Raw genomic sequence first — 24,412 nt, 5'->3', positions numbered from 1 at the left:
TGTGGTCGGACGGGTTGCCGGGGTCGCGGGGCGGGCCCCCGTGGGTGTGGTCGGACGGGTTGCCGGGGGGTGTGGCTGGTGTTCGCCGGTGAGGGTGCGGGCGTTGCGGAGGCGGGCCAGCTTGGTGGCGTGGCGGGCGGCGAGGCCGTGCGTGCGGGCCTCGGCGAACTCCGCCTTGGCGCGCGACCTGGCCTCGCGCCGGCGGCGGAACTCCTCCGCGGCGGCGGCGCACCGGGCGGCGCCGACCGCGGCCCAGTCGACTTCCGCAACGCACGGCGCTGGGCCGGAAAGCGGTGCTGACAACGAAAAGTATGGCCGTGGCATGAGCGACCTCCCCCCAGAACCGCTCACCACCCATCCTGCCCCACCCACACCCCCCGCACACCGGCCGAAAGAAGGGGAGCCGAGGTGGAGGTCGTCATGCGCTGGCCGGAGTTAGGGGAGTCGGGGCGGAGGTCGTCGTGTGTCGGCCGAATGAACGGGGAGCCGAGGTGGAGGTCGTCGTGTGTCGGTGGGAAGTGGGGAGCCGGGGCGGACGCCGCAGCGTGTCGGCCGGAGGTAGGGGAGTCGGGGCGGAGGTCGTCGCGTGTCGGCCGGAGGTAGGGGAGTCGGGGCGGAGGTCGTCGCGTGTCGGCCGGAAGTAGCGGAGCCGCGGCGGAGGTCGCAGTGTCGGCCGGGAGAACGGGGAACCGCGGCGGAGGTCGCCGCGTGTACAGGTGTGACGATTCGCAGACGAACCATCCTTGTGGCCGGGGCGACCGCCGCCGGCACCGTGCTCGCGCCCGGGGTCGCGGTGGCGGCCGGGACGGGCGAGCTGACCGAGCTTGCCGTGGGGCGGGGCGGCGAAGGCGTTCCTGGAGGTGGCCCGCACCGACCGGCCGGCGGAGCCGATCGGCCTGGCGTTCGACGGGACGGTGCGGGTGCCGCTGGACCGGGGACATACCTGGTGTCGGTGGAGGTGCAGGAGGACCTGGCTCGTGCAGCCAGAGGTCCGGGTCGACGGGCCGGTGACCGTGACCGCCGACGCGCGCGCCGGGCGGCCCGTGGCGATCGCCGTGCCGCGGAAGGACGCGGTGCCGGAGCTGCTCGAGGTCAGGTACCGGATGCCGGTCACCGACGGTGAGACGTGGGAGAACCGCTTCGCGGTGCCCTGCGCGGCGTGTACTTCGGGGCGCTGGGCGGGGAGCGGCCGGTCGACGGGTTCCGGGTGATGGTCGCGGTCACCATGACCGCCGCCGGTGCCGCCTTCTTCCTGGCCTGGATGGTGTACGGGCGGCTGCCCGCCGGACCGGCCCGCACCCTGACCGCCGGGCAGGTGGGCACCGTCAGCAGCCGGTTCGGGGCGAGGGTCGGCGGCGGCACGGGCGTCACCTGCACGAGGCCGCGGATGCCGGGCGGCGGCGGGGTGTTCGCCGCGGCGCTGCCGCTCCAGACGCTCCCGGCGCGCCGCGACGACCACTACAACCTCGACGCGGGCGGCGTGACGTGGCGGACCGCGTTCGAGGAGCCGGCCGCCGGCGTGCTTCTCGAAGGGCCGGCCGGCCCGGCGTGGAACGAGGGGGTCGCGGCGCCGAGCGTCGAGGTGCAGGAGCTGCCCGAGCAGTGGGTGTCGCGCGACGGTGACACGCTCGTCGTCGCGGCCTGGCCGCACAGTGACGGCGCCGGGCATCCGGGGAGCGCGGAGTACGCGAGGGCCCGGACGGCCGTGCACCGCGACGGCGTGCTCGTCGCCGAGGCCGACGCCGCGGCAGGGGTGTTCGAGGTGCCACCGGAGCCGGGCGGGAAGGGCTGGGTGTCGCTGCGGGCCACGGCCGAAGGGCTGGAGCAGGCGACGCTGCGGGCGTACCCGTTCGCTCCCTGACGCGCGGGCGGTTTGCAACCGGCCGGCCCCTTGCGCGCAACCGTGATCGCAATCACTCTTAGTGCTCGCTCAACTGCGGAGCGCGTCATCCGTTTGGTTGGTCCCGCGGCGAGGCGGGGCCGGATGGGGGTACGTCGACATGAACACATGGGTGCAGCGGGTCCTGGTGACCGCCGGGTTCGCGGGCGGGCTGTGGCTGCTCGGGTCGGGTCCTGCCGCCGCGTCCGAGAGCGACCTCGGGCTCGGCGGCGGGCCGGCGCCGGGTGGTGGCAACCTGTTGCCGGTGACCGTCGGTGGCATCTCCGCCGACGTCGGCGTCGGCGGGTCGAGCGGGTCGAGCGGGTCGAGCAGCGGCTCCGGCGGCGCGTCGATCGGTGTCGCGGTCCAGGTCGGCACCGGTTCCCGCGCTCCGGGTTCCGGCGGGAGTACGGGTACCGGCAGCACGTGCCCGAACACCGGCCCAGGTGCGGGCGCGGGTGCGGGCGGCGGCGCGGGTGCGAGCGGCACGGGCGGCCTCACCGTCGTCGCGGCGGTCGGCGCGCCGGGCCTGCCCGGATCCGTCGACGCTGCCGTGGCGGTGACAGCAGGCGCCGCAACGCTCGCCGGCGACGGCGCCACCGCGCCGACTGGCACAGCCGTCACCATCGGAGCCTCCACCAGCCTCGGCACCAGTACCAGCACCAGCGGTAGCGGCACCGGCGGTAGCGGCACCAGCACCGGAGGCGGCACCGGCGGTAGCGGCACCGGCGGTAGCGGTGGCACCGGTACAGGGGCGGGGGTTCCCGCCGCCGGAGGACCGGCGCAAGGGGGCGGCGCCACGGGTGCGGGCGCCGGCGGTACCGGCGGAACAACGGCGAACGGCGGCGCGGACGGCACGACGACCGGCCTCGCCGGTGGCCGGCTGCCGGTGACAGGGCTGCCGGTCGATCTCATGGCGACGCTCGCCCTGCTCATGACGGCGCTCGGCGTCCTGCTCGCCCGGCGCCGCAAGGTGTGAGGCGTCGGATCGCGCATGGGGGGACGCGGCGGGCGGCGCCGTCCCAGGCAGGACTGACGCCCGCCGCGCCCGCTTACGCCACGTGCGCGTCGGCCGCGTCGAGGGCGTCGTCGATCGCGTCGAGGCCCTGCAGCAGCTCCTCCTCGGTGACGACCAGCGGCGGCACCACGTGCAGGCGGTTGAAGTGCGTGAACGGCCACACGCCGCGGGCCTTGCAGGCGGCGGCGACGTCGGCCATCGGCTTGGCCGCGGCGCCGGACGCGTTGTAGGGCACCAGCATCTCGCGGGTGTCCCGGTCGCGGACCAGTTCGATCGCCCAGAACAGGCCCAGGCCGCGCACCTCACCGACCGACGGGTGCCGGTCGCGCAGCTTCTCCAGCCGCGGCCCGACGACCCGCTCGCCGAGATCCTTGACCCGCTCGGGGATCCGCTCGTCACGCATCACCTCGATGGTCGCGACGGCCGCCGCGCAGGCGAGGGGGTGGCCCGAGTACGTGAGGCCACCGGGGAACGGGCGCTCCGCGAACGTCTCGTACACCTTGTCGCCGAGCACGACCCCGCCCAGCGGCACGTAACCGGAGTTGACGCCCTTCGCGAACGTGATCAGGTCCGGCACCACACCCCACCGGTCGACGGCGAACCACTCCCCGCACCGGCCGAACCCGCTCATCACCTCGTCGCAGATGAGCAGCGCCCCGTGCCGGTCGCACAGCTCCCGCACCCCGGCGAGGTACCCGGGCGGCGGCACGAGGATCCCGTTGGTCCCGACGACCGTCTCCAGCACGACGGCGGCGATCGTGGCCGGCCCCTCGAACATGAACACCTCCTCGAGGTGCCGCAGCGCCCGCTCCGTCTCCTGCTCCGCGCTGTCGGCGTGGAAGGACGAGCGGTAGGGGTACGGCCCGAAGAACCGCACGACCCCCGGCATCGCGGGTTCGTTGGCCCAGCGGCGCGGATCGCCCGTGAGCGTGATCGATCCGGTCGTGGCGCCATGGTACGACCGGTACGCGGCCAGGACCTTGTGCCTGCCGGTCGTCAGCCGCGCCATCTTGACGGCGTGCTCGTTGGCCTCGGTGCCGCCGTTGGTGAAGAACACGTGCGACAGGTCCCCGGGCGCCACCTCCGCGATGAGCCGCGCGGCCTCGCTGCGCGCGGGGTTGGCGAAGCTCGGCGCGATCGTGCACAGCTGCGCCGCCTGCTCCTGGATCGCGGCGACGACCCGCGGGTGCTGATGCCCGAGGTTCAGGTTCACCAGCTGCGAGGAGAAGTCGAGGTACCTGGTGCCGGCGGCGTCCCAGAACGTGCTGCCGAGGCCGCCGGTGACGACGACCGGGTCCAGCGCCCGCTGCGCCGACCAGGAGTGGAAGACGTGCGCGCGGTCGTCACGGTAGGCGTCCGCGTCGGAGATGTGTCCGGTCATGAGCCGACGCTAATCGCACACGTCCGGCCGTACAATATCTTCATCGTTACAGGTTGTTACGCGCCCTATGCTGAGGACCATGCAGATCACCTCGACCGCTGAACTGGAGGACCTGCTCGGGTCGCCGATGCCCCGGGCCGTGAGCAAGGAACGCGACACCCTGTCACCGACCGACCGGGACTGGCTGGCGCTGTCGCCGTTCGTCCTCGTCGGCACGTCCGACGCCGACGGCAACTGTGACGTCTCCCCGAAGGGCGACCCGCCCGGCTTCACCCACGTCATCGACGAGCGCACCATCGCCCTGCCGGAGCGCCCCGGCAACCGGCGCGCCGACGGCTTCCACAACATCCTCGCCAACCCTCACGTCGGCCTGATCTTCATGGTCCCGGGCCGCCGCGAGACGCTGCGCATCAACGGCCGCGCCCGCCTGCTCACCGACGCCCCGTGGTTCTCCTCGCTGGTCGTCGAGGGACACCGGCCGGTCCTCGCCCTCGTCGTCGACATCGACACCATCTTCTTCCACTGCCAGAAGGCGTTCATGCGCTCCAACCTGTGGAAGCCCGAGACCTGGACCCCCGAGGCTCTGCCGTCCCACGCGAAGCTCGTCAAGAGCGTGCAGAACACCACCGAATCGCTCGAGCAGCTCGAGGAGTACTACGCCGAGGACCGCTACAGCCGCGGCCTCTACGCCTGACAGCCCGCCGAGGTCACCGGGGCGGAACGGAAACCGGCGGCAGCAGGTCGCCGGCGCTGACGGTGTACGTCAGCGGAGGGTAGGTGAAGTCCGTCTCGGTGTTCTCGCGGCGCCGCAGCAGGTAGAACTCGCGCCGCTGGTCGTCGTCGGCAGGGGTCAGGCGCGCGCCGTTCCGCAGGTTCGCATGGCCGCCGTGGTACCGGATGAAGGTCTTCGACGTCCGGAAGGTCACGCCCAGCCATCGGTTCTCGGCCGGCTGGGCGGGTCTGTCCAGCACGATCCTGTGCCTGTGCCGCCGGTTGGTGTCGACGGAGAACACGATGACGCTGCTGTGGGGCATCGGGATCTCGAACTCGTCGCCGTGCTCCTTCGACTCGACGACCAGCTTCCTCGGCGGGGCGTCGGGTCGTTCGTAGCAGGAGAAGACCGCGATGGACGACCCGTCCGCCAGGTCGAGAGCCTGGTCGCTGTGGCCGCCCATGGTGGTGTACGTGTTCGTGTAGCTCTCCACGAGCGCGTTGTTGAAGCCGGCGGGGAGCGCCGCACGTGCCTGGACCTGTCGCGCCAGCCGCTCGTACACCGGCGGAAAACGCTGCGCGGGACTGCTGTACCGGGTGGTGGTGCGCACGATCGGCACGTCACCCGTCCCGTCGGGGCGGACCAGGACGGCGCCCAGCCTGCCCTTGCCGACCGGTTCGAACCGCACCGCCGCGAACAGCTGCTCGAAGGGGTTCCCGTCGGTGGGCAGGGCGTACGAGCGGATCTCACTCCCGGGGCGCAAGGTAGTCCCCCGAGTTCATGCTGAAGCGCGGCTCGTCGCCGTAGTCGACGAACGACTGGGTCCGGTTCTCCTCGGCGTACAGCCTGCGCAGCTCGGCCATGCCCTCGGGCGTGGGCGGCCCGAGCTCGACCGGACCGCTGTCCGTCTTGAGGAACGTCTGCCCGTTCCTGTGCACGGCCTCGGCGCTCGAACAGCGCACCACGTACCCCAGGCGGGTCGGCAGCAGCCCGGCGTCCAGCGCCGGTGGCCGGACCTCGTGCGTGTACAGCCGGTTGGTGGACAGCGGCATGAAGAACACGGAGCCGGGATGGAGGGTCACGGTGAACTGCTCGGGCAGCCCAGCCGGCGCCTTGAGCCGGAAGTGCAGCCTGGTGAGCCCGCTGACACCGTCCAGACCGTGGTCGAAGGGGCCCAGCGGGCGCAGCCTGTCGAGCCCGTCGTAGAAGGTGCAGAAGGCCATGATGCCGTTGCCGGGCATGTCCTTGGTCTTGTCGGCGTGCGCGGAGATCTTGGCCTTGGACTGCTTGCGCTCCTCGGTGCCCGGGGTGTTGTGGTAGATCTGCGCGAGGACGTGGTTCAGCGGGGCGTGGTCCCGGAACACGTGGGCGGCCTCGCGGTTCAGGGCCTCGACGATCTCCGTGTCGGTCGCCGAGAAGTTCTCGGTCGGCCCCGACAGGTTCGTGGAGCACCGGAGCAGGCGGAAGTGCAGCTCGTCGCCGTCCCGGGTGACGGGGGTCAGGTAGATCCCGGTGCGGTGCGCGGTCCCGGGCTTGGTCGACTCCGTCAGGGACTGGAACGCGTGCTCCGAGCTGATCCGGGCGAAGTGGTCGGCGCCGGGGTCGAAGAAGCGCCGGTAGTACACGCCGGCGCCGTGCACGCGGACGGGCACCTGCCCGAGGTCGACGACCGGCCACGGCGCGGCGCCGTCGAGCTCGCGCGAGAGCTCCTTGACGACGAGCACCCGCGCGGCCCCGTCGAGCCCGTGCGCGCCGATCCCGGACACGTCGCCGCACAGGTAGACGGACCTGCCACGCACGGAGGGGAGATCCTGCGGCGTGCACACGGACCCGTGGAAGTCCCTGATCAGCTCGTCGTCGTGCAGGGCCGCCGGCGCGACCAGGATGTTGCCCGCATCCTCGATGCGAGCCTCTGCTGTGCCCATGAGGCTGTACCTGCCATTCGGGTCCGATGTCACGGGTCGGCGCGGTCGGTGGTGCGTTGCCAGCCAGCCGATGTCGCGCATGGGGAGCGGGTACTCCACGGCTACCGCACCGCGTGGATCAGGAAGCGGTGGGTGTGCGCGGCGACCGGGAACGGCGACATCAGGGGCGACATCAGGGCAGCCCGACGAGCTTGCCGACGTGCGTGCCCAGCTCCAGGTCGGTGTGGGCGGTGCGGATGTCGTCCAGCGCGTACGTGTGGACCGGGCCGAGCGTCAGCCCGCCGGCGGCGATCCGGTCGAGGAACCGTTGCAGCACAACGGGTGGCAGGTCGCTCGCCTCGCCGCCGTAGGCGGTCAGGCGGACGCCGGTCGGCAGGTAGCCGATGGGGTAGAAGTCGCGGACCAGCCACTCGTTGGACAGCATGCCGGTGAAGCAGACCGTGCCCCGGACTCGGGTCGCGGCCAGGGTGTCGGGCAGGGTGGGGGTGCCGACGAGCTCCAGGGCCGCGTCGACGCCGTCCGGGAACAGCGCCCTGACCTGCGCGGCGACCGAGCCGTCGTCGACGAGCCCGTGGGTGACGCCGACGTCGGACAGGAACGCGAGGCGGCCGGGGGAGCGGGTCGTCGCCAGCACGGTCGCGCCGAGGTCGCGGGCGAGGGCGGCGGCGGCCAGGCCGACCGACGACGTGCCGCCGCGGATCAGCAGCGTCTGGCCGGGGCGCAGGTCCAGGGCGGTGGTGAGGGAGCCGTACGCCGTCTGCAGCGTCTCCGGGACGGCCCCGATCGCGGCCCACGGCAGCTCCGACACGAACGGGATGACCTGCGCGGCGGGCACGACCGTGTACTCGGCGTAGCCGCCGTCGAAGGTGCGGCCCATCCCGCCCATCATCGTGGCGACCTGCTGGCCGGCTGCGAACGACGAGTCACCCGGGTCGTCCACCACGCCCGCCGCCTCGATGCCCGGGACGCGCGGGAAGACCACGCCCTCCGCGAGGCCGAGGCGGGTGTGCAGCTCCGACCGGTTGAGCCCGAACGCCTTCACACGGATCCTGACCCAGCCCGGCGGCGGCGAAGGGGTCGGCACCTCGACCACGCTGAGGTTGGACACGGGACCGGGGCCGGACAGCATAACCGCGCGCACAGATCAGCCTAGCAACGCTACAGTGCGGCGTGCTCAAGGTTATCGACCGGCTGCGCGCCGCCGGGTGCGTGTTCGCCGAGGACGAGGCGGCGCTGCTGACCGAGGCGGCCGCCGGCGACGAACAGCGGCTGGCGACCCTCGTCGAGCGGCGGGTGCTGGGGCACCCGATCGAGTACCTCGTCGGGTGGGCGTCGTTCGCAGGCGAACGGTTCGCCATCGGGGAGGGGGTGTTCATCCCGCGCCACCGCACCGAGCTCCTGGCGGCCACCGCGCGGGCGTACATCCACAGTGGACACACGGTGCTGGACCTGTGCTGCGGCACGGGGGCCCTCGGCGCGACCGCGACCCGCGGCAAGGAGCGCGTCAGGCTGGTGGCGGCCGACGTCGACCCGGCCGCGGTGGCCTGCGCGCGACGGAACCTGCCGCACGCCGAGGTGTACGAGGGTGACCTCTTCGACCCGCTCCCGGAGGACCTGCGCGGGCGGGTCGACGTGCTCCTCGCGAACGTGCCGTACGTGCCGACGGCGCAGATCGCGTTCCTGCCCGAGGAGTTCCGGGTGCACGAGCGGCGGGCCGCGCTCGACGGCGGCGACGACGGCCTGCACGTCCTGCGCCGCGTCGCGGCCGAGGCCCCGCGCTGGCTGACCGGCGGAGGGCGCCTGCTGACCGAGGCCGGCGACGCCCAGCTGGACGCGGTCCACGCGGTCCTCGCCGGGAGCGGCCTGACGCCCTCGACCGTCACCGACCCGGAGACCGAGACCAGCGTCGTGGTCGGCAGTATGAGCCGGACGATATATCCGTAGATATCGATTCGATGGATACCATCCTCCCCATCATCCAACGCAGGGGAGGCTCCGGATGGTTCGAAGGTTCCTGGCGGTCCTGGCCGCCGTCATCGCCGCCGTCGGCGTGCTGCCGGGCATCGCGCACGCGCAGCAGGACGTCGTCGGCGGCACCCGCGCGGCGCAGGGCGAGTTCCCGTTCATGGTGCGGCTCTCGATGGGCTGCGGCGGCGCGCTGTACAGCCCGCGGCTGGTGCTCACCGCGGCGCACTGCGTCGGCGGCACCGGCACCAACACCAGTATCACCGCGACGCTGGGCGTGGTCGACCTGCAGTCGTCCAGCCGCATCCAGGTGAGGTCCAACTACGTGTACCGGGCACCCGGGTACAACGGCAACGGCAAGGACTGGGCGCTGATCCGGCTCGCGTCGCCCGTCAGTGGCCTGGCCACGCTGCCGATCGCGACGAACACGACGTACGACACCGGCACCTTCACCGTCGCGGGCTGGGGTGCGGCGCGGGAGGGCGGCGCGCAGCAGCGCTACCTGCTCAAGGCGACCGTGCCGTACGTGGCGGACGCCACCTGCGACAACTCCTACCCGGACCTGATCCCGAACGACGAGATCTGCGCCGGGTACGCCGCCGGCGGCACCGACACCTGCCAGGGTGACTCGGGCGGCCCGATGTTCCGCCGCGACGCCGCCAACGCATGGATCCAGGTCGGCATCGTCAGCTGGGGCAACGGCTGCGCCCGCCCGAACTACCCGGGCGTCTACACGCAGGTGAGCACGTTCGCCTCGGCGATCGCCTCCGCCGCGGCCAGTCTCGGGGGCTGACCCCGGAGGGACCGGAGGGGGCCCGATGTCGGGGCCCCCTCCGGCCTCGGATCAGATCTGCATGGCCACCCGCTGGCCGAGCTCGTGGCTGATCCGCTCGAACGTGCCCGCGTTCTCCTGCTTCTGCACCAGGTTGGTCTGCAGGATCTGCGCGCACTGCATCTCGCCCATGAGCAGCGCCTTGTCGATCAGCCCGCGATAGCCGGCGATGCCGAAGTGCGCCAGTTTCATCTCCGCGTCCACGGCGAAGATCTCCATCGCCTCCGTGGAGGGCCGCTGGCCGGCGAACGCCTGGAACTCCGCCCGCATCCCGTCGAGCGTCGAGCACGGCACCTCGGCCGGCTCCATCTCCATCATCGCGAAGCACGTCTCGATGTTCTGGATCTTCTGCTGCCCCTGCTGCTGCTGGGCGCGCAGGATCTGGGCCAGGGGGCTGTGCTCGGCCTGGCCGAGCATCTCGCCGACGAGATGGTTGCTCTTGCGCTCGGCGTCGTACATGCCGGACAGCTCGTAGAGGAACAGGTCGGACGGATTGTCGATGGTCATGCGGCCCCAGCTACCCGGCGCTGCAAGTTTCACACCGCCGCGGCGGCCGACCTGCGGCCGGGGCGGACATCGTTGACCGTAACTGAAGCGCTTCATATGTTGCGTCCGACCCCCTGAGGAGGACCAACATGAGAACGCGGATCACCCTTGCGGCGGCCGCGACGCTGGCGGCGGCGGTGGTGGTGTCGGTGCTCGTCGCCGTGCAGCCGGCGTCGGCGGCGACCGGCTTCACCGTCAGCAACGGCAGGCTCTACGACGCCAACGGCGCCGAGTTCGTCATGCGCGGCGTCAGCCACGCGCACACCTGGTACCCGACGCAGACCAGTTCGTTCGCCAACATCAAGGCGCTCGGCGCGAACAGCGTCCGGGTCGTGCTCGCCACCGGCGACCGCTGGACGAAGAACGACACCGCCGACGTCGCCAACGTCGTGTCGCTGTGCAAGGCCAACCGGCTCATCTGCGTCCTGGAGGCGCACGACACCACCGGCTACGGCGAGCAGAGCGGCGCCATCACCCTGGACCGGGCGGTCGACTACTGGCTGAGCGTGAAGAGCGCCCTCGCCGGCCAGGAGAAGTACGTCATCGTGAACATCGGCAACGAGCCCTACGGCAACAACGCCGCCACCGTCGCCAACTGGGCCACCGACACCGCCAACGCGGTCAAGCGCCTGCGCAGCAACGGGTTCGAGCACACCATCATGGTCGACGCGCCCAACTGGGGCCAGGACTGGTCGTTCACGATGCGCGACAACGCGTCGACCGTCTTCGCCGCCGACCCGCTGAAGAACACGGTGTTCTCGATCCACATGTACGGCGTGTTCGACACCGCCGCGGAGATCAACGACTACCTGAACCGGTTCGTCACCGCGAAGCTGCCGATCGTCGTCGGCGAGTTCGGCTTCAACCACTCCGACGGCAACCCCGACGAGGACACCATCATGGCGACCGCGCAGTCGCTGCGGATCGGCTACCTGGGCTGGTCGTGGAGCGGCAACGGCGGCGGCGTCGAGTACCTCGACATGGCGACCGGCTTCAACCCCGCGCAGCTCACCAGCTGGGGCGAGCGGATCTTCAACGGCGCCAACGGCATCAAGGCCACCGCCAAGGAGGCCACCGTCTACGGCGGGGTGACGTCGCCGACGTCCTCGGTGTCGCCGTCCCGCTCGGTGTCACCGTCACCGTCCCGTTCGGTGTCGCCGTCGCCGTCGCGGTCGTCGTCACCGCCGCCGGCCGGCGCGTGCAAGGTCGCGTACAGCGTCACCAATCAGTGGCAGGGCGGGTTCCAGGGCGACGTGAAGGTGACGAACACCGGTACAGGCGCGATCAACGGCTGGACGCTGACCTGGAGCTTCGCGAACGGCCAGGTCGTCACCCAGTCGTGGGGCGCCACCTACGCCCAGTCCGGCGCGGCGGTCACCTGGACCAGCGCGAGCTACACGGCGGGCATCCCCGCCGGCGGCAGCGTGACGTTCGGGTTCCTCTCCAACTGGAACGGCACGAACACCGCGCCGGCCGCGTTCACGCTCAACGGGACGCGCTGCGCATGAGCGGCCGCTCATCATGGACGCGGTTCCGGCGCAGGCTGACGCCGCAGCGCGGCGGAGGCGGCGGCCTGACGTAGCCTCACCAGCGTGGACCCTGTGGTGATCGTGGGGGCGGGACCGGTCGGTGCCGCCTCCGCGATCCTGCTCGCCCAGCGCGGCGTGCCGTGCCTGCTGCTGGACCGTTACCCCGAGCCGTATCCGCTGCCCCGGGCCGTTCACGTCGACGACGAGGTGATGCGCATCCTGCAGGAGCTCGGCGTCGCCGACGCGTTCGCCGCGGTCAGCCGGCCTGGGCTGGGGCTGCGGCTGCTCGACGGCAGGCACCGGGTGATGGCCGAGTTCCGCCGCGACCCCGGGCCCGGCCCGCACGGCTGGCCGCAGGCCAACATGTTCGACCAGCCCGACCTGGAGCGGCTGCTGCGCGCGCGGATCGCCGAGCTGCCGCTGATCGAGTTCCGCGGCGGGGTCACCGTCACCGGGGTCACGTCCACGTCGGTCACGCTCGCCGACGGCTCCTCGCTGCCGGCGTCGGCGGTGCTCGGCTGCGACGGCGCCAACAGCACGGTCCGCGAGCTGATCGGCGCCGGCCTCGAGGACCTCGGGTTCGAGGAGCGGTGGCTGGTGGTCGACGGCGTCACCGACCGGGACCTCGACGCGTGGGGCGGCGTCCACCAGATCTGCGACCCGCGTCGCGCCGCCACCTTCATGCAGCTGGGGTTTCGCCGGTACCGGTGGGAGTTCCGGATGCACGAGGGCGAGCCGACGCTCGACGTGAACGACGTGCTCGCACCCTGGCAGGCCGATGCTGCGGTCACGGTGGTCCGTGAGGCGCAGTACACGTTCCGGGCCAGGATCGCCACCACGTGGCGGCGCGGCACGGTGTTCCTGCTCGGCGACGCGGCCCACCAGACGCCGCCGTTCATCGGCCAGGGACTCGGCGCCGGCCTGCGCGACGCGTACAACCTGGCGTGGAAGCTGGCGGCCTGGCGCGACTCGGGCGACCCGTCGGTGCTCGACTCGTACCAGCGCGAACGCAAACCGCACGCGAAGGCGCAGATCCGGCTCGCGATCGTGGCCGGGTGGGCGATGACCGGGGGCCAGGACCGTGCGGCGGCGGTGCGGCGGGTGGTGCTCGGCGCGGTGTGGCGGCTGCCCGGCCTGAAGGGCCTCGCGCTGCGCTCCACCAGCCCGCCGCTTCGCGGGGCCGGCCCGCTCGCCCCGCAGCCGTTCGTGGTGCGCTCCGGCCGGACGGTCCGGCTCGACGAGGTGCTCGGCGACGGCTGGGCGGTCCTCACCCGGCCCGGTGTCGTCATGCAGCACGGTGGCGCCACGGTGATCGCGGTGACGCCCGAGCTCGACCCGTCCGGTGCGCTGCGGCGCTGGATGGGCCGGCGCCGCGCGGTGCTGATCCGGCCGGATCGCGTCGTTATCCGGTTGCGGCGGGGCCGACAATGGAACGGCCATGGAATACCAGCAGCTGGTCAAGCTCAGTAAGCGGATGTCGAAGGCGCTGCGCCACGACCCCGCGCGGGTCGGCCTGACCCTCGACCCGGGCGGCTGGGTGCCCGTCGAGACGTTCCTGGACGCCATGGGCATCACCCGGGCCGACCTGGACGAGGTCGTCGCTGGCAACGACAAGCAGCGGTACGCGGTCGAGGCGGGGCCCGGCGGCGTCGAGCGGATCCGCGCCAACCAGGGGCACTCCGTGCCGGTCGACCTGGGGCTCACCCCGCAGGACCCGCCGGAGGTGCTCTTCCACGGCACCGGCGCCGCCGCCGTGCCGTCGATCCGGGCGACCGGCCTCAACCGCGGCGGCCGCCACCACGTGCACCTGTCACCCGACACCGCGACCGCCCGCCGGGTCGGCACCCGCCGCGGCGGCGCCGTCGCCGTCCTCACCGTCCTCGCGGGGGAGATGGCCCGCGCCGGCCACGTGTTCTACGTCTCCGGCAACGGCGTGTGGCTCACCGACGAGGTGCCGCCCGCCTTCATCCGCCTCTGAGCCTGCTGTTTCGTCCGCCTCCGAGCCTGCTGTTTCATCCGCCTCTGAGCCTGCTGTCCAGGAGCTTCTGCAGGGGGATCGACTCGCCGTCGCGGCTGCCCTCGCCGACGATGAGCCTCGGCGCGTGCGGCTGCGGTGTCACCCCGGTCAGCCACGCCGTCGCGCTCGACGGCACCAGCAGCGAGTAGTACCGGCCGTCGTCACCCACCGCGATGGTGTGCTCACTGTTGAGGTACCAGCCGCGCAATGGCGTACGGTAGGAGCGGCCGCCGTACGATCGGGCCCGCAGGGGCTCGGCCGGCAGTCCCGCCGCGAGCGCGTCCGCCACGAACCGCTCGATCAGCGCCGTCGCCTGCTCGGTCTCCGCGGCGCGCCGCCGGTCGAGTTCGGCCCCGTGGTGCGCCACCGCACGGGCTCGCTGCGCCTGCCAGTCGTCGTCGGCCACTCGCTCGTTGTACCAGTCGGCTAGTTCCAGGTCACATCCAGGCGGTCCGCTCAGGCGGCGGGACGCCGGGCCTGGGATGCTGGTATACGCCGCGACAGCCACGGAAGACCGCGATTGAGGAGCCCCACCGTGACCGAAGACACCGGCTTCGCCGAACTGGGCTTGCGGGACGAGCTGCTCAAGGCGCTGACCAACCTGGGCTACGAGGAGCCCACCCCGATCCAGCGGGAGGCGATCCCGCCGATGCTGCAGGGCCGTGACCTGCTCGGCCAGGCGGCCACCGGCACCGGCAAGACCGCCGCCTTCTCGCTGCCGCTGCTGCAGACGATCCCCGCGCCCGGCGGCGACAACCCTTCGGCGCTCATCCTCGTGCCCACCCGCGAGCTGGCCGTCCAGGTGTCCGAGGCGATCCACCGCTACGGCAAGGACCTCGGCACCCGCGTCGTGCCGATCTACGGCGGTCAGCCGATCGGCCGTCAGCTGCGCGCCCTGGAGCAGGGCGTCGACGTCGTCGTCGCCACCCCCGGCCGGGCCCTCGACCACATCAGCCGTGGCACGCTGCGCCTGCACGACCTGCACGTCGTCGTGCTCGACGAGGCCGACGAGATGCTCGACATGGGCTTCGCCGAGGACATCGAGGCGATCCTGCAGGAGACCCCCGAGGACCGGCAGACGGTGCTCTTCTCCGCCACGATGCCCCCGCGCATCGACGGGCTCGCCCGCAGCCACCTCAACGACCCCGTCCGCATCCAGATCGGCCGCGCGCCGACCCCCGCCGGCGAGGCCCCGCTGGTGCGGCAGGTGGCGTACGTCGTCAGCCGCGCCCACAAGTCCGCCGCCCTCGGCCGCATCCTCGACGTGGAGGCGCCCGGCGCCGCGCTGGTCTTCTGCCGCACCCGCGACGAGGTCGACCAGCTCACCGAGACGCTCAACGGCCGCGGGTACCGCGCCGAGGCCCTGCACGGCGGCATGGGCCAGGAGCAGCGCGACCGGGTCATGGCACGCCTGCGCAACGGCACCGCCGACCTGCTCGTCGCCACCGACGTCGCCGCCCGCGGCCTGGACGTCGAGCACCTCACCCACGTCGTCAACTACGACGTGCCCTCGGCCCCCGAGTCCTACGTCCACCGCATCGGCCGCGTGGGCCGCGCCGGCCGCGAGGGCATCGCGATCACCCTCGCCGAGCCCCGCGAGCACCGCATGCTGAAGACCATCGAGCGGATCACCAAGCAGCGCATCCTCATCGAGAAGGTCCCGACCGTCGCCGACCTGCGCGCCCGGCGCCTCGAGCTCACCCGCGCCGCACTCCACGAGCTCCTTGCCGCCGACGGTGAGGCCATCTCGCAGTTCCGCGTCGTCGTGGAGACCCTCAGCGACGAGTTCGACCTGATGGAGATCGCGATGGCCGCGGTCAAGATCGCTCACGACGCCGCCGGCATCGGCGAGGGCGACCAGGAGGAGATTCCCGACATCACCCTCCGCGCGCCCCGCGAGCCCTTCGACCGCTCCGGCTCGGGCGTCGGTGGCGGCCGGTCCGGTGCCGGGTCGGGCTCGGGCGACCGGCCGGGTCCTGGCCGCCGGGTCGCGGTCCGCGACGCCGACGGTCGCGGCCGGGGCCGCGACGCGGGCGGCCGACGCGTGCCGGCCGGCGGCATGACCAGGCTGTTCGTCGGCGCGGGCCGGGCCGCAGGCATCCGCCCCCAGGACCTCGTCGGCGCCATCACCGGCGAGTCGAGCCTGAGCGGCCGCGACATCGGCGCCATCGAGATCACCGACCGCTTCTCCCTCGTCGAGGTCCCCGACGGCGCCGTCGACGAGGTCATCGACACGCTGCGCCGCACCACCCTGAAGGGCCGCCGCCCCGTCGTCCGCCGCGAGCGCTTCACCCCCTGACCTCCCGCCACCCCGATCCGCAGGACCGCCGCCGGACCGGCAGCGGCGCCTGCTCCCCGGGACCGGCACCCCATCACCCGGGACGCCCGCGTCCCCGGCCGGCCCGCGTCTCCGGCCGGCCCGCGTCTCCGGCCGGCCCGCGTCTCCGGCCGGCCCGCGTCTCCGGCCGGCCCGCGTCTCCGGTCGGGCCGCGTCTCCGGCCGGCCCGCGCCCCCGGCCGGCCCGCGGCACTCGCGCCGGCCTCGGCGCTGGATGGGCGGCCGTCGGGCCGTGGTGAGGGTGGCGGCCTGCCCTGGAGGCGCCGCTACCGGGCACGGAGGTGACCGCCGGATGACGTGGCTCGCGCTGCGGCCGCTCCGCCCGTACCTGATCGTCGCCGCCGTGGTGACCGGATACGTCTGGTCCGCGGCCGCCACCGTGCAGCGGCGGCTCGACCTGGCCGGCGTGCCGCGGTGTGCCGACCCGAACGACTGCCACCCGCACGGGGCGGCGCTGGACGCGGTGCTGGGCATGGAGCTCGCCGCGGCGTTCGTGCCGCCGCTGCTCGACCCGTCCGCCCGCACCGCGGGCGCGGTGCTCGCCGCCGGCGCGGCCGGGCTGGTGCTGCTCGCGCGCCGGGCGACAGGGAAGGGCGACGGAGAAGGGCGTCAGAGGGGGAGCGCCTCACCCGGCAGGTTGAGCGTGAGGGACGCGCCGGCGGGCGGGGCGTCGAAGTCGAACGTCGAGGTGGCCGTGGCGCCCGGGCGGACGTCGAAGGCGCCGGTCGTACGGGGGCGAAGGACGACGGCACCGGCGGACACGCTGACGTCCGTCGCGGCGACGTGACGCGGCGCGCGGCCCGGGTTGCTGAAGCGGACCGTGATGCTCATGTGGTCGCCGGTGAGCACGTCGACGTCCGTGACCACCGTCGCGGGGGCGGCCCGGTGCGGCGCCGAAGGGCCGGCCTCAGCGAACGTGGGGGACACGACGCCGGCGACGCCGCCGATCGCCAGGCCCGCCGTGGTGGCGAGCAGGACCGCGTTGAGCGTGCCGCGACCGAGTCCCATCCGTCTGACCCCCTTGAACCGTGTGGGCAGCAGCGTCACACGACCGGCTGAGGTTCGACTGTGGTGCGACTGAGGTGCGGGCTTCAGCATGTCACCCGGGCGGCCACCGGCGGTGCCGAATCGGTGGACGTCTTGTCCTCCGCGCGGGGGCCGTGCGACTCCAGCACCACGGGCGCCGACAGCTGCTCCTCGACCGCGGCGGTCCAGTCGTCCACCGTGACGAGGCGCGGCCGGCTCGACGACATCGCGCGGGTGAGGCGCTCCTGCCGGTCCAGGTCGCCGGTCGGGCCGCGGGTGGGCTTGACGCCGTCGTAGTCGACGCACATCCGCAGGTCCGGGGTGGACGCGGCGGTGTCGAGGTGGGTGAGGGCGAGCCCGTCGACGCCGCCGCAGACGTCCAGGGCGTACCGGTGCGCGACCGCGTCGAAGTGGCCGACGCGGAACGCGCCCTGCCACGGGTTCGCGGGGTTGTTGGGGTCGGTGACGGGCAGCGACGGGTCCTCGGTGACGAGCGGGCCCGCGCCGTGGCGGGTCGTGAACGTCCGCAGGACCCCGAGCCGGTAGGCGGGCTCACCGGCCAGGAGCGTCTCGGCGTTGGCGAACGTCGTCGTGCTCCAGGTGGTGTACGGGTGGAACCCGTGCCACTCGTCGAGCAGCACCCCCTGCGCGCCCTCGAAGACGCACGGCCCCTCGATCCGCAGTCCGTCCACAATGGACACGGTGGCCGCGAACGCCGTGTACGCCTCGACGCACGCGTCGACCGGCGGGCCGTCGACGCCGAGCGCTTCTCGCAGCCGGCGGAGCTTCGCCCGCAGCAGCGGCGGATCCGCGCAGTCGCCGGCCCGCGGGGCGTCGTCGGGGTGGCGCAGCGCGTACGCCATGGCCTCCCCGACGCCCATCCCGCACGAACCGTGCCGGTCGGCGCCCCGGGCGATCTCCTTCGCCCGGTTCGCCTCGCGGTGATACGGCGTGGACAGCAGCGCCGCCCGGTCGACCGTGAGCCGGGACCACACGTCGTGGACGCCGAGCCCCACCAGATGGTCGGCCTCGGCGGCGAGGGCCAGGGGGTCGACGACCATGAACCGCGACAGGTGGGTCCGCACGCCGGGCCGGAACGTGCCCGACCCGAACTGTGCGAACGTGTGCTTGCGGCCGTCGCCGAGCACGACGGTGTGCGCGGCCTGGGCGCCGCCGTTGAAGCGCACCACGGTGTGCACGTCACGGGTGGCGCAGAGGTGGTCGACGACGGTCCCCTTGCCGCAGTCCCCGTATCCGAGGTCCACCACGATGACGTGCCGCATGACCTACAACCGTTCCACGCTGGTGGTGCCGGACATGGTGGGCGCCGTGCCGGTCGCGACGGGCGCGCGGCCGCCACCGATGCGCGCGAGGGCCTTGCCGACGGTCGCGGTCGCCGCCGAGCCGACCTCGCGCAGGTCCTCGAGGCCCTCGTCCAGGTCGATGGAGTCCTCCCCGAGGCCGACCGTGAGCGCGATCGTCTCGCACACCGCGTCCGGGTCGTCGAGGGCGATGACGTTCTGCCCGAGGAGGTCCTTCCAGAAGTCGAGGATGGTGGTGTTCCCGGCGTACGACGAGCCGGCGGGCAGGATGTAGTACGTGTCGTACATGCGGCGGACCTCGTCGACGATCGCCCGCAAGCCGATCGCCTCGCCGAGCCTGTCGCCGATGACGTCGCGGACCTCGCCGGGCTTCACCCGCGAGTAGGCCTGCTCGTCGCCGATGATGAAGAGGTAGCCGCGCTTGCCGCGCTTCTCGTAGCAGTCGATGCTGGTGTGCCGGGCCATGAAGTACATGGCGAGCTCGTAGGACTCGGTCATCTGCCCGCCGCCGCCACCTTCGAGCACGAAGCGGCCGAGGTCCTCGTCGAGCCGGTTGTCCGACTCGAACTGCCCGACCTGCAGCGGCACCCGGTCGCAGGTGGCGTCGCCGATCGCGCCGAACAGGATCTGCGGGTCCTTCACGTACCCCTTGCGCAGCAGCAGACCGAGCAGCTGCGGCAGCTTCTGCTGCAGCACCCGGGGCACGGAGCCCATCGAGCCGGTCACGTCGAACATGACGGCGATGGCGACCGAGTCGGGGTGCTCGTCGGAGTCCCGGCTCTCGCGCTTGCCGACACCCTTCGGGTCGAGTGCACTGTGGACGGTGCGGGCGCCGGAGTCGCTGTAGGCGAACGCGCTGGCGCCGGTGGCGCGACGGTAGCGGTCTGCGGCGTCGTAGACGTCGGTCGACCAGATCCCACTTCCCATGGGAGTCTCCCTTCAGAGGGTGAACGGTCGGAACTTGCGGGGGCCGTACAGGCGGTGCAGCAGGTCGTCGAGCTCGCCGAGCAGCTTCCAGGCGTCGTCGGGGCGCTGCCTCGGTGACGCGAGCCGGCAGCCGTCGGCGAAGCGCCGCAGCGCCTGCGGGGCGCGGTCGCCCATCAGGTCGGCCATCAGCCGGGCGGCCATGGCCAGGTCGGTGTACGGGCCGGGGGTCTCGCGGGCGAGCACCTCGGCCGGGTAGTGGTCGCGCCGGTGCGGCACGATCGCCGGGATCCGGTCGCCGGGCTCGGTGACGCTGTAGCACCAGTCGACAAGCACGACGCCGTGGTCCTCCGGCTGGATGAGGACGTGCTCGGGCACGATCGCGCCGTGCACGACGCCGGCGCGGTGCGCGAGGCCGAGCGCCACCAGCAGCCGCCGCCACATCCACGCCGCGTCGCGGGGGTCGAGCCCGTCCGGGCGGCGCCGCGCCACCTCGGCGAGGCTGTGCAACCCCGTTGCGGAGGTCGCAACGACGTTCCCGCGCCTGGTCGTGGTGTCCTCCTTGTGGCGGAACGAGTCCACGAGCCGCGGCACGTAGGGCAGGTAGCGCGGGTCGCCGCGGTCCGCGATCCGCCGCAGCGCGGCCGCCTCCCGCGCCATGAGGTCGTTGCACGCCGGGTCGCGGACGAGCTTCAGGTGGCCCTCCGGCACGGCGTACAGATTGGCCAGATCGCCCTCGAAGGCGAGCGTCGCGGTCGGGTAGGCGCCCTTGGCGCTGCGGATGGTGCCGTGGTTGCGCCACAGCTCGGCGAGCCGGGCGAACGCCGCGGCGCCCTGCGGCCCGGCCGTGTCGGGGTGGGTGAGGCGGGCGAGCCGCCGGTAGGTGCCGGCCGGGTCGTCGCCGTCGAACAGGCTGCCGCCGGCGGACTCGATCAGTGCGATCGCCTCGGCGGTGGTGGTCATCGCACCGTCTCCTCTCGGCTGGGCATGAGCAGCGCGGGGTGCAGCAGGCGGGCGTCGCCGGCGCGGTAGAGCTTGGCGCGCGGCCCGCCGCGGGCGCCGCCGCGCTCCGTGGTCGTGTTGGTGCTCTCGACGAACCCGGGGACGGACAGCACCTTGCGGTGGAAGTTGCCGGCGTGCAGCGGCTCGCCCCAGACCGTCTCGTACACCGCGCGCAGCTCGGCGATCGTGAACTCCTCGCCGACGAACTTCGTCGCCAGGGGCGTGTACTCCAGCTTCGACCTGGCGCGCTCCAGGCCGTCGGCGACGATCGTGCCGTGGTCGAACGCGAGCTCAGCGGGCCGCTCGTCCATCGGCACCCAGGCCGCCTCGCGGGCGTCGGAGCCGGACACGGGGTCGGGCAGGTCCGGCGCGAACGCGACGTACGCCACCGAGAACACCCGCATGCGCGGGTCGCGGTCCGGTGCCCCGTAGGTGCCGAGCTGCTCCAGGTGCAGCCTGCGGTGCGCGGTGGCGACGCCGGTCTCCTCGGCCAGCTCCCGCGCGGCGGCGGTCGGCAGGTCCTCCCACTGCCCGACGAACCCGCCCGGCAGCGCCCACATGCCCTCGCTGGGCGGGCAGGCGCGGCGCACGAGCAGCACGTTGAGCGTGCCGTTGCGGATCGTGAACGCCACGATGTCCACGGTCACCGCCACCGGCGGGTAGGCGCGCGGGTCGTAGCTGGCGAGGAAGTCGGCGTCGTTCACGATGAGTCCTTCTCAGATAGAGTATTTCTCGATCTGAGAACAACATACGACGCGCGGCGCCGCGCCGCAACGAGGTTTTCCTGTCGCGTTTCCGGCCGATGTACGGGCGGCGGCGCGCCGCTCTGTCGCGGCTGCCGCTTCGTCGTGTTTGCCCCTTTTGTTGCGGCTGCTGCTTTGTTGCGGCTGCTGCTTTGTTGCGGCTGTTGCGGTTTGTCCGGCTTTCTGGTTACGCGGTGGCGAGCCGGTCGCGGAGGTGGTGGCCGTGCGCGGCGGAGATCTGGGCCGCCACCGCGGACCGGATCAGGTCGCTGCGGTGCCGGACGCTCCCGCCGGGCTCCTCCACCAGCAGGTGCGCGTGCACGAGGCGGTCGACCGCGCCGAGGACCTCGTCGAGGTCCAGCCCACCGGCCGCGGCCAGCTGCTCCACCCGCAGCGTCCCCAGCGCCGCGGTCAGCCGCAGGATCTCCCACGCCGCCGGCGGCATCCACCTGGTCCGCTGCCTGGCGAGGTGCATCGCGACCGCCTCCGCGATCGCCGGATCCCCGCCCGCGGCCGCGACGAGCGCCGGGACGCCGCCGCTGGCCTCGAGCACGTCGACCGGCAGGTCCTGCTCCCCGAGCGGGTCCAACCGGAGGACGAGGTCCGCGTCCAGCGCGTGCAGGGGCCGGTCCGCGATCGCCGACGGGTAGCGGTACGACACCACGACCCGCACCCCGCGCTCCCGCAGCCACCGCAGCTCGCTGACCGAGTCCGCGTCGAGATGCTCCGCGTCGTCGACAGCGATGATGCACCCACCCAGCTCCGCGGCGATCGCGTCCAGCTCGCCGGGGCGCAGCGTGCGCCGCTCGTGCATCGCCGCGTCGAGGGTACGATCCGCGGGCTGCCCCAGCTGGTGCAACGCCGTGCGCAACCAGCCGAGCCGCAGCGCCCCGCCGGGCCCGGGCCCCCGCCCCAGCCCGACCCGCTCCGGCGCCTCGTCCCGCAGCCGCCCGAGCAGCGCCGACTTCCCGGCCCCGGCCGGCCCGGCCACGTGCACGACCCCTGGCCCGTCCCGCAGCGCGGCCAGCTCACCTTGCCGCCCCACGAACCCCGCGGTGTCCTCCGGCCCGCCCGCCGCCTCCGCTTTCCTGACGTTCCTGACGTTCCTGACGTTCCTGACGTTCCTGTCTTCCCTGACGACGGCGAGCCGCCGCTGGACGCCGCCCTCCCCGACCTCGTCCGCGGCCGGACCGGCGGGCGCCGCGGCACGCCGGTCGGCCTTGCGCCGGTCCCCACCCCGGCGGCGGTCGCCGTTCACCGGGCCGCCCCCGGCGGTGGCGGCGGCCGGCGTGGCGGTGTCGAGCTCCGCCAGGAGACGGTCCCGCAGCGACGTCGTGTCGGCGGACGGGGCGATCCCCAGGTCGTCGGCGAGCGCCCGCCGGCACAGGTCGAACCAACGCACGACCTCGTCGGCCCAGCCCAGCGCCGCACCGGCGACCATCGCCAGCCGGTATCCACGCTCGGTGAACGGCTCCAGCTCCGTCGCCTCCCGCGCCAGCCGCAGCACCCTGGCCGGGTCCCCTGCCGCCGCCGGTTCGGCCAGGTCGAGCAGCGCCGCGACGAGCACCGCCTTGACCTCGGCACGCGCGGGCGCGGCCCAGTCGGCGTACTCGTCCTCCACGAACGGCAGCTCCGGCGCCAGCTCGACGATCCGCTCCCGCACGTCCAGCTGCCCCGGCCGCCGCTCCGCGATCTTCGCCGCCGCCCGCAGCTCGGCGAGGTCGAGCCGGGCCCGATCGGTGGCGAACACGTACCCGCCGGCCCTCGTCACGATGAACGACCGGGCCGTCGGCACCCCCGGCTGCAACGCCCGCCGCAGCACCGACACGTAGTGCTCCAGCGCCGCCGTCGCGTTGCCGGGCAGGTCCGCCCCCCAGACCGCGTCCGCAAGGGCATCCTTGGACTGCACCCGGTCATGCCGCGCCGCGAGGACCCCCAGCACCTGCCGGGCCCGCCGCGGCAGGTCGTCCCCGGTCATCCGCCGGCCGTCACCGTCAATGATCTCGATCTGCCCCAGCACCCGCACGTCCACAGCCGCCGCAATCGGCAGCCCCCGCCACACCTTGAGCGGTTCCGCCCACCTGCCCGCACCCCTCCACCCGGCAGGCTCTCCTCGGCCGGCACGTTCTCTCGATGGACGATCGTCTCCGGCGGCGTCGTTTCCCCGCCCCGCCGGTTCGTGCGGACTGGCTGTCCCTGCACCGCCGGTTCGTGCCGACTGGCTTCCCTGCACCGACGGTTCGTGCGGACTGGCTTCCCTGCACCGATGGTTCGTGCGGACCGGCTTTCCCGCACCGACGGTTCGTGCCGGGGCGGCTTCCCCGCACCGACGGTTCGTGCAGGCCAGCCGATGCCTGTCGCGGGATGACCTCGTTCAGCCGGGGGCGAGTTCGTGTCAGCTGGGCGCACCTCCGCTTCCGTCGCGACCGGTTCGACTTCACCGGACCAGTTCGACCTCCGCCGGACCGGTTCCGCTCCCTTCGAGCCAGTCCCGCTCCGCCGAGCGCGTTCGCCCTCCGCCGACAGGGCCCGTCTGCCGGCGTGGTGTGCCCGGCTCGGCGGGCTTCGCTTCAGCCAAGCCACAGGCAGGCTTCAGGCCGTCATGGTTTCCTCCGGCGTATGAAAATCATGGCCAACGTCGCCCCGGTCGCTCGTCTGACGTCGCGCATCGTCCTCGCGGTCGCCTTCCTCGCCGTGCTGAGTGCCGGGCTCGTCATGATGGTGGTGTCGGCGCTGCGTTAGCCCGGACCGGGCGGCGGGGCTCACCTCGTACATCACCCGTCAACTCAAAGCGAGATCCAGCCGCGCCACGATCGGCCTTGGTGCGGTCATCCTCCACGCTTCCGTGATCAGGTCGGCGAGCTCGTCCTCGTGCGCCTTGCGTAAGCGCACCTGCACCCAGCCGAACCGGCCGGACACGTGTGACTTCTTGTAGGCCCGCGGGTCGTCCTCGACGAGCGCCGCCTGCTCCTCACGGGACGTCTTGACCAGCATGGTCCAGTCGTCCTCGCACAGGTAGGCGAACCCCCGGTCACGCACCCGGAAGCCGAGATGGTTGCCGTGCTGGCGCTGCTCCACCTCGGGCAGCGTCAGGACCATCCGGAGCGCCTCGTCGACGCTCACCCCGCGGCTGGTTCGGATTCCCATGTCTGTAGGTGTAACAGGAGGGTCTGACACTTTTCCGAGGATCCGATTTTCCCCATTTGCTCAATTTTCATGATCGAAGACATTGTCGCAGCGTGCGGCCGTCCCAC

The 24,412-nt window shown here is 73.0% G+C and carries 25 protein-coding genes; 11 read left to right on the top strand and 14 right to left on the bottom strand.

The features are described from left to right. A partial coding sequence (locus tag ACFY3L_RS32855) for a hypothetical protein (protein ID WP_389332864.1) occupies positions 1-303 on the bottom strand: 303 nt, incomplete at its 3' end. Between the two features lie 521 nt (positions 304-824). On the opposite strand from ACFY3L_RS32855, the gene ACFY3L_RS32850 reads away from it, so the two are divergent. From ACFY3L_RS32850 to ACFY3L_RS32840, 3 genes are all read left to right on the top strand, one after another. Further along, entirely contained in the window at positions 825-1,211 is a 387-nt protein-coding gene (locus ACFY3L_RS32850) for a hypothetical protein (protein ID WP_389332861.1), read from the top strand. Further along, positions 1,127-1,861, top strand: a complete 735-nt coding sequence (locus ACFY3L_RS32845; RefSeq protein WP_389332858.1) for a hypothetical protein — start codon at positions 1,127-1,129, stop codon at positions 1,859-1,861. Before ACFY3L_RS32850 ends, ACFY3L_RS32845 begins: the two co-directional genes overlap by 85 nt. A 139-nt stretch (positions 1,862-2,000) precedes the next feature. After that, the gene (locus ACFY3L_RS32840) at positions 2,001-2,858 is read left to right on the top strand and encodes a hypothetical protein (RefSeq protein ID WP_389332855.1); all 858 of its coding nucleotides are present in this window, start codon (positions 2,001-2,003) and stop codon (positions 2,856-2,858) included. A gap of 73 nt (positions 2,859-2,931) precedes the next feature. Here ACFY3L_RS32840 and ACFY3L_RS32835 read toward each other — a convergent pair whose 3' ends face one another. After that, the gene (locus ACFY3L_RS32835; RefSeq protein ID WP_389332852.1) at positions 2,932-4,278 is read right to left on the bottom strand and encodes an aspartate aminotransferase family protein; all 1,347 of its coding nucleotides are present in this window, start codon (positions 4,276-4,278) and stop codon (positions 2,932-2,934) included. A 67-nt stretch (positions 4,279-4,345) separates the two neighbouring features. Between ACFY3L_RS32835 and ACFY3L_RS32830 the strand changes: the two genes are divergently transcribed. Then, positions 4,346-4,972: a pyridoxamine 5'-phosphate oxidase family protein gene (locus ACFY3L_RS32830; protein ID WP_389332849.1), complete on the top strand. Its 627-nt coding sequence runs from the start codon at positions 4,346-4,348 to the stop codon at positions 4,970-4,972. Between the two features lie 13 nt (positions 4,973-4,985). Here ACFY3L_RS32830 and ACFY3L_RS32825 read toward each other — a convergent pair whose 3' ends face one another. From ACFY3L_RS32825 to ACFY3L_RS32815, 3 genes are all read right to left on the bottom strand, one after another. Further along, positions 4,986-5,753, bottom strand: coding sequence for an alpha-ketoglutarate-dependent dioxygenase AlkB (locus ACFY3L_RS32825; RefSeq protein WP_389332846.1), 768 nt, complete (start codon positions 5,751-5,753; stop codon positions 4,986-4,988). After that, positions 5,737-6,915 carry a hypothetical protein gene (locus ACFY3L_RS32820; protein WP_389332843.1) on the bottom strand — a complete coding sequence of 393 codons (1,179 nt, stop codon included), beginning with the start codon at positions 6,913-6,915 and terminating at the stop codon, positions 5,737-5,739. The genes ACFY3L_RS32825 and ACFY3L_RS32820 overlap by 17 nt, the downstream gene beginning before the upstream one ends. 172 nt (positions 6,916-7,087) lie before the next feature. Then, positions 7,088-8,056, bottom strand: coding sequence for a zinc-binding dehydrogenase (locus ACFY3L_RS32815; RefSeq protein WP_389332840.1), 969 nt, complete (start codon positions 8,054-8,056; stop codon positions 7,088-7,090). A 29-nt stretch (positions 8,057-8,085) separates the two neighbouring features. On the opposite strand from ACFY3L_RS32815, the gene ACFY3L_RS32810 reads away from it, so the two are divergent. After that, positions 8,086-8,859, top strand: a complete 774-nt coding sequence (locus tag ACFY3L_RS32810; protein ID WP_389332837.1) for a putative protein N(5)-glutamine methyltransferase — start codon at positions 8,086-8,088, stop codon at positions 8,857-8,859. Positions 8,860-8,914: 55 nt separating this feature from the next. Next, the gene (locus tag ACFY3L_RS32805; protein ID WP_389332834.1) at positions 8,915-9,673 is read left to right on the top strand and encodes a S1 family peptidase; all 759 of its coding nucleotides are present in this window, start codon (positions 8,915-8,917) and stop codon (positions 9,671-9,673) included. A 51-nt stretch (positions 9,674-9,724) separates the two neighbouring features. Here the strand turns inward: ACFY3L_RS32805 and ACFY3L_RS32800 are convergent, their stop codons facing one another. Continuing rightward, positions 9,725-10,219: a ferritin-like domain-containing protein gene (locus tag ACFY3L_RS32800; RefSeq protein WP_389332831.1), complete on the bottom strand. Its 495-nt coding sequence runs from the start codon at positions 10,217-10,219 to the stop codon at positions 9,725-9,727. A gap of 128 nt (positions 10,220-10,347) precedes the next feature. Between ACFY3L_RS32800 and ACFY3L_RS32795 the strand changes: the two genes are divergently transcribed. The 3 genes from ACFY3L_RS32795 (at position 10,348) to ACFY3L_RS32785 (ending at position 13,765) form a co-directional block, all read left to right on the top strand. Beyond that, on the top strand, positions 10,348-11,766 hold the full coding sequence (locus ACFY3L_RS32795; RefSeq protein WP_389332828.1) for a cellulase family glycosylhydrolase: 1,419 nt from the start codon (positions 10,348-10,350) through the stop codon (positions 11,764-11,766). Positions 11,767-11,850: 84 nt separating this feature from the next. Continuing rightward, entirely contained in the window at positions 11,851-13,257 is a 1,407-nt protein-coding gene (locus ACFY3L_RS32790) for a bifunctional 3-(3-hydroxy-phenyl)propionate/3-hydroxycinnamic acid hydroxylase (RefSeq protein WP_389332825.1), read from the top strand. Continuing rightward, positions 13,226-13,765 carry an RNA 2'-phosphotransferase gene (locus ACFY3L_RS32785; RefSeq protein WP_389332822.1) on the top strand — a complete coding sequence of 180 codons (540 nt, stop codon included), beginning with the start codon at positions 13,226-13,228 and terminating at the stop codon, positions 13,763-13,765. Before ACFY3L_RS32790 ends, ACFY3L_RS32785 begins: the two co-directional genes overlap by 32 nt. Positions 13,766-13,799: 34 nt before the next feature. Here the strand turns inward: ACFY3L_RS32785 and ACFY3L_RS32780 are convergent, their stop codons facing one another. Next, entirely contained in the window at positions 13,800-14,210 is a 411-nt protein-coding gene (locus ACFY3L_RS32780; protein WP_389332819.1) for a hypothetical protein, read from the bottom strand. A gap of 84 nt (positions 14,211-14,294) precedes the next feature. Here ACFY3L_RS32780 and ACFY3L_RS32775 point away from each other — a divergent pair, with 84 nt between their 5' ends. Next, a complete protein-coding gene (locus ACFY3L_RS32775; RefSeq protein ID WP_389333507.1) occupies positions 14,295-16,103 on the top strand; it encodes a DEAD/DEAH box helicase in 1,809 nt (602 codons plus the stop codon). 647 nt (positions 16,104-16,750) lie between these two features. Here ACFY3L_RS32775 and ACFY3L_RS32770 read toward each other — a convergent pair. From ACFY3L_RS32770 to ACFY3L_RS32745, 6 genes are all read right to left on the bottom strand, one after another. Next, entirely contained in the window at positions 16,751-17,149 is a 399-nt protein-coding gene (locus ACFY3L_RS32770; RefSeq protein WP_389332816.1) for a hypothetical protein, read from the bottom strand. 83 nt (positions 17,150-17,232) lie between these two features. Further along, positions 17,233-18,450, bottom strand: a complete 1,218-nt coding sequence (locus ACFY3L_RS32765) for an adenylosuccinate synthetase (RefSeq protein WP_389332813.1) — start codon at positions 18,448-18,450, stop codon at positions 17,233-17,235. 3 nt (positions 18,451-18,453) lie between these two features. Continuing rightward, the gene (locus tag ACFY3L_RS32760) at positions 18,454-19,416 is read right to left on the bottom strand and encodes a hypothetical protein (protein WP_389332810.1); all 963 of its coding nucleotides are present in this window, start codon (positions 19,414-19,416) and stop codon (positions 18,454-18,456) included. Positions 19,417-19,428: 12 nt separating this feature from the next. Further along, on the bottom strand, positions 19,429-20,376 hold the full coding sequence (locus ACFY3L_RS32755) for a lipopolysaccharide kinase InaA family protein (protein ID WP_389332807.1): 948 nt from the start codon (positions 20,374-20,376) through the stop codon (positions 19,429-19,431). Further along, complete coding sequence (locus ACFY3L_RS32750) at positions 20,373-21,119, bottom strand: NUDIX domain-containing protein (RefSeq protein ID WP_389332804.1); 747 nt, start codon at positions 21,117-21,119, stop codon at positions 20,373-20,375. The genes ACFY3L_RS32755 and ACFY3L_RS32750 overlap by 4 nt, the downstream gene beginning before the upstream one ends. A 226-nt stretch (positions 21,120-21,345) precedes the next feature. Beyond that, entirely contained in the window at positions 21,346-23,178 is a 1,833-nt protein-coding gene (locus ACFY3L_RS32745) for a BTAD domain-containing putative transcriptional regulator (RefSeq protein WP_389332801.1), read from the bottom strand. Between the two features lie 599 nt (positions 23,179-23,777). On the opposite strand from ACFY3L_RS32745, the gene ACFY3L_RS32740 reads away from it, so the two are divergent. Continuing rightward, the gene (locus ACFY3L_RS32740) at positions 23,778-23,900 is read left to right on the top strand and encodes a hypothetical protein (RefSeq protein ID WP_389332798.1); all 123 of its coding nucleotides are present in this window, start codon (positions 23,778-23,780) and stop codon (positions 23,898-23,900) included. A 39-nt stretch (positions 23,901-23,939) separates the two neighbouring features. On the opposite strand, the gene ACFY3L_RS32735 is transcribed toward ACFY3L_RS32740, so the two are convergent. Beyond that, the gene (locus tag ACFY3L_RS32735; protein ID WP_344502548.1) at positions 23,940-24,305 is read right to left on the bottom strand and encodes an MmcQ/YjbR family DNA-binding protein; all 366 of its coding nucleotides are present in this window, start codon (positions 24,303-24,305) and stop codon (positions 23,940-23,942) included. Between the last annotated feature and the right edge of the window lie 107 nt (positions 24,306-24,412).

Source organism: Dactylosporangium sp. NPDC000521, assembly GCF_042898305.1.
Lineage (GTDB): Bacteria > Actinomycetota > Actinomycetes > Mycobacteriales > Micromonosporaceae > Dactylosporangium.
The sequence above is the reverse complement of the archived record's forward strand: the minus strand, read 5'-3'. Positions and strand labels throughout refer to the sequence as shown.

Coding starts and splice junctions, on each gene's coding strand:
- ACFY3L_RS32840 (WP_389332855.1), top strand. CDS start 2,001: ATGAACACATGGGTGCAGCGGGTCCTGGTGACCGCCGGGTTCGCGGGC.
- ACFY3L_RS32835 (WP_389332852.1), bottom strand. CDS start 4,278: ATGACCGGACACATCTCCGACGCGGACGCCTACCGTGACGACCGCGCG.
- ACFY3L_RS32830 (WP_389332849.1), top strand. CDS start 4,346: ATGCTGAGGACCATGCAGATCACCTCGACCGCTGAACTGGAGGACCTG.
- ACFY3L_RS32820 (WP_389332843.1), bottom strand. CDS start 6,915: ATGGGCACAGCAGAGGCTCGCATCGAGGATGCGGGCAACATCCTGGTC.
- ACFY3L_RS32805 (WP_389332834.1), top strand. CDS start 8,915: ATGGTTCGAAGGTTCCTGGCGGTCCTGGCCGCCGTCATCGCCGCCGTC.
- ACFY3L_RS32800 (WP_389332831.1), bottom strand. CDS start 10,219: ATGACCATCGACAATCCGTCCGACCTGTTCCTCTACGAGCTGTCCGGC.
- ACFY3L_RS32795 (WP_389332828.1), top strand. CDS start 10,348: ATGAGAACGCGGATCACCCTTGCGGCGGCCGCGACGCTGGCGGCGGCG.
- ACFY3L_RS32785 (WP_389332822.1), top strand. CDS start 13,226: ATGGAATACCAGCAGCTGGTCAAGCTCAGTAAGCGGATGTCGAAGGCG.
- ACFY3L_RS32770 (WP_389332816.1), bottom strand. CDS start 17,149: ATGGGACTCGGTCGCGGCACGCTCAACGCGGTCCTGCTCGCCACCACG.
- ACFY3L_RS32765 (WP_389332813.1), bottom strand. CDS start 18,450: ATGCGGCACGTCATCGTGGTGGACCTCGGATACGGGGACTGCGGCAAG.
- ACFY3L_RS32760 (WP_389332810.1), bottom strand. CDS start 19,416: ATGGGAAGTGGGATCTGGTCGACCGACGTCTACGACGCCGCAGACCGC.
- ACFY3L_RS32755 (WP_389332807.1), bottom strand. CDS start 20,376: ATGACCACCACCGCCGAGGCGATCGCACTGATCGAGTCCGCCGGCGGC.
- ACFY3L_RS32740 (WP_389332798.1), top strand. CDS start 23,778: ATGAAAATCATGGCCAACGTCGCCCCGGTCGCTCGTCTGACGTCGCGC.
- ACFY3L_RS32735 (WP_344502548.1), bottom strand. CDS start 24,305: ATGGGAATCCGAACCAGCCGCGGGGTGAGCGTCGACGAGGCGCTCCGG.